Source organism: Myxococcus sp. AM011, assembly GCF_013372595.1.
GTDB classification, from domain to species: domain Bacteria; phylum Myxococcota; class Myxococcia; order Myxococcales; family Myxococcaceae; genus Myxococcus; species Myxococcus eversor.
On record NZ_JABXEM010000484.1, the window covers coordinates 1 to 3290 of the forward strand.

General features: G+C 67.4%; 4 protein-coding genes. All 4 read left to right on the forward strand.

Features of this window, described 5'->3' with window-relative positions; translation table 11 throughout:
• The first annotated feature begins 105 nt into the window (after nt 1–105).
• The 4 genes from HUW62_RS46445 to aqpZ all read left to right on the forward strand — a co-directional run bounded on the left by HUW62_RS46445 (nt 106) and on the right by aqpZ (nt 3176).
• On the forward strand, nt 106–705 hold the full coding sequence (locus HUW62_RS46445) for a thymidine kinase (protein ID WP_163862062.1): 600 nt from the start codon (nt 106–108) through the stop codon (nt 703–705).
• A gap of 45 nt (nt 706–750) precedes the next feature.
• Complete coding sequence (locus HUW62_RS46450; RefSeq protein ID WP_163862065.1) at nt 751–1566, forward strand: uracil phosphoribosyltransferase; 816 nt, start codon at nt 751–753, stop codon at nt 1564–1566.
• A 13-nt stretch (nt 1567–1579) separates the two neighbouring features.
• A complete protein-coding gene (gene hpt / locus HUW62_RS46455; RefSeq protein ID WP_163862068.1) occupies nt 1580–2113 on the forward strand; it encodes a hypoxanthine phosphoribosyltransferase in 534 nt (177 codons plus the stop codon).
• Between the two features lie 232 nt (nt 2114–2345).
• A complete protein-coding gene (aqpZ, locus tag HUW62_RS46460; protein WP_163862071.1) occupies nt 2346–3176 on the forward strand; it encodes an aquaporin Z in 831 nt (276 codons plus the stop codon).
• Nucleotides 3177–3290: the final 114 nt, after the last annotated feature.

The following is a 3290-nucleotide window of genomic DNA, read 5'->3' on the forward strand; positions in this document are numbered from 1 at the left end:
GGCGTGCCCGGGGGCCCCGTCACGAGGACGCGGTTGGCGGTTGACTCCCGCGGGGGGGTGACAGAGTATCCGCGCCCCTCCGCCCCCAGGCCAGGCGAGCGTCCCTTGCACCAATTCCCCAAAGATATCGGGTGGATAGAGGTCATTTGCGGTTCGATGTTCTCCGGCAAGACGGAGGAGTTGATCCGCCGCGTCCAGCGCGCCGTGTACGGCAAGCAGAAGGTGCAGGTGTTCAAGCCCCGCATCGACAACCGGTACGACGAGACGCAGGTGGTGAGTCACTCGAAGCATCGGGTGACGTCCACGCCGGTGGAGCGGGCTGAAGAGATTTTTTACCGGTTGGAGCCCGACACGCAGGTGGTGGGCATCGACGAGGTGCAGTTCTTCGGCGCCGAAGTCGTCGCGGTGGTGGAGGCGCTGGCCAACAAGGGCCTGCGCGTCATCTGCGCGGGACTGGACCAGGACTACCAGGGCCGTCCCTTCGAGCCGATGCCGCAGCTGATGGCGGTGTCGGAGTACGTGACGAAGGAGCTGGCCATCTGCGTGGTTTGCGGCAATCCGGCCAATCGCTCCCAGCGCATCGTCTCCAGTGGCGAGCGCGTGGTGGTGGGCGCGGCGGGCGCGTACGAGCCCCGCTGCCGCAAGTGTCACGTGCCGGAGCCCACCGAGGGCACGCCGCCGCAGACGCTCGAACTGTTCGACTGACGCCGTTTCGCCCGCGCGCTACAGGGCACGAGAGGAACCGACCGCATGCGTGACACCCTGTACGCGAACGTGCCCTTCCGGTTGAACGAGATGACCCACCACTATGGACCCCGCGTCCACCTGGTGGGCAATCCGTTCCTGCTCTCCCAACTGGCCACCTTGTGCGCCAAGGGTGTCATCCAGCCGCAAGTGAACCGGCTGGTGGAGACGCTCTACAGCGACCTGGTGAAGACGGTGGTGAACGCGGAGTTCCCGCGGAAGATGGTCAGCCTGCCGACACGGATGATCGACTCCACCCCGCAGGGGCTCTACCAGGGCGAGGTCATCGACCCGCATGTGCGCGTGGTGACGGTGAACATCGCGCGGGCGGGCACGCTGCCGTCGCAGGTGACGTACGACCTGCTCAACGCCACGGTGGACCCGTCGGTGGTGCGGCAGGACCACATCATCATGAGCCGCATGATTGACGCGGCCGAGACGGTGGTGGGCTCGCAGATTGGCGGCGCGAAGATTGGCGGCGACGTGGATGACGCGCTCGTCCTCTTCCCGGACCCCATGGGGGCCACGGGCGGCAGCCTGTCTACCGCCATCAAGCTCTACAAGGAGAAGGTGCCCGGCACGCCCCGGCGCATCATCACCCTCAACCTCATCGTCACGCCGGAGTACTTGCGGAAGATGACGACGGACCATCCGGACGTGGTCATCTACGCGCTCCGGTTGGACCGTGGGCTGTCTCCTCCAGAAGTTTTCGGCACGGCGCCGGGCGCGCTCTGGGAGAAGGAGCGCGGCCTGGATGACCGGCAGTACATCGTCCCCGGTGGCGGCGGCTTCGGGGAGATCATGAACAACGCCTACGTGTAGCGCGGAGGAAGCCTTGGCGTTCTACGAGCAGGAAGTCGGCGTCCATATTTCCGAGGAGAAGCTGCAGGCGCGCGTGCGGGAGCTGGGCGCGCAAATCACCCGGGACTACGCGGGCAAGGAGCTGACGCTCGTCTGCGTGTTGAAGGGCTCCACGTTCTTCGCCATGGACCTGGCGCGGGCGGTGGACCTGCCGTTGACCCTGGAGTTCCTGGGCGTGTCCAGCTACCAGGGCGGCACGGAGACGACGGGCGAGGTGCGCATCACCACCGACGTCAGCAAGCCGATGGCGGGCAAGCACCTGCTCATCATCGAGGACATCATCGACACGGGGCTCACCATGAGCTTCCTGTTGGAGAACCTGCGGGCCCGGCACCCGGCGTCGCTGAAGCTGTGCTCGCTGTTGGAGAAGCCGGCGCGGGCGCGGACGAAGATCGACATCGACTACAAGGGCTTCGTCATCGAGGACCTGTTCGTCGTCGGCTACGGGCTGGACTTCGGGGAGAAGTACCGGAACGTGCCATTCATTGGCGTGATGAAGGGCAAGTAGCCCCCGAGTCGCCCCCGGCCGCGCGGGAAGTGGGTCGCCTTCCCGCCGGCTCGTGAATCAAGGGTGGCGGAGTATCGAGCGCCTTGCGTGGATGCCGCTCTCCAGGCGTGGAGCGCGGTTTCCCGTTGTCGTCGGCCCGGGCATGCGCAGCGTCCCAAGTGGGACTGTTTGCGCCGCGAGGCGCCGGACGCGAGTGCTCGTGTCCTGGTGCGTGCGGCGGGAGAGAGTGCGCATGCGTTCAGCGACAGACAAGAGACTCCCCGCCGCATCAGCGGCCGGGGGCATCAATGATGGGATGCGGCGGTACATGGCGGAGTTCATCGGGACGTTCGTCCTGGTGCTCGGCGGCGTGGGAGCGGCCGTGCTGGCGGGGGACCGCATCGGTTTCCTGGGCGTGTCGTTCGCCTTCGGCCTCTCGCTCCTGGCCATGGTGTATGCGATTGGGCCCATCTCCGGCTGCCACGTGAATCCAGCGGTGACAGTGGGCTTGTCGCTGGCGGGCAAGTTCGAGAACAAGCACATCCTGGGCTACATCGTCGCGCAGTGTCTGGGGGCCGTGCTGGCGGCGGGCGTGGTGCTGCTCATCGCCAAGGGCGTACCGGGCGGCTACCAGGCGTCGGTGGCGGGGCTGGGCTCGAACGGGTACGGCATCGCCTCACCGGAGGGCTATGGCGCGGGGGCGGCGTTCCTCGCGGAAGTCATGCTCACCTTCCTGCTCGTGTTGACGGTGCTGGGCGCGACGGACGCGAAGGCGCCGGTGGGCTTCGCCGGCCTCGCGATTGGTCTGGTGCTGACGCTCATCCACCTGGTGGGCATCCCCGTGACGAACACGTCCGTGAATCCGGCGCGCAGCCTGGGGCCGGCGGTGTTCGCGGGTGGGCAGGCGCTCGGGCAGTTGTGGATGTTCATCATCGCGCCGCTGTTGGGCGCGGGGCTGGCGGCGGCGGTGTACCGCACCGTGTTCAGCCCGGCGGGCGCCATCACCGCTCGCACGGCCGAGCGCTCGCTGGATGTCGAGCGCAAGGAGCGTGTCGCTCAGGACCACACCCGCTCGCCGGTGTAGGGACCAGGGCATCTGCTTCGCGTGGACGGGCCTCGCTCACCAGAGCAGGGCTCGTCGCGCGAGGGCCCCCTGTTGGTGACTTTCGTGGGGGGGCTTCCGGGGATATACGAGGGG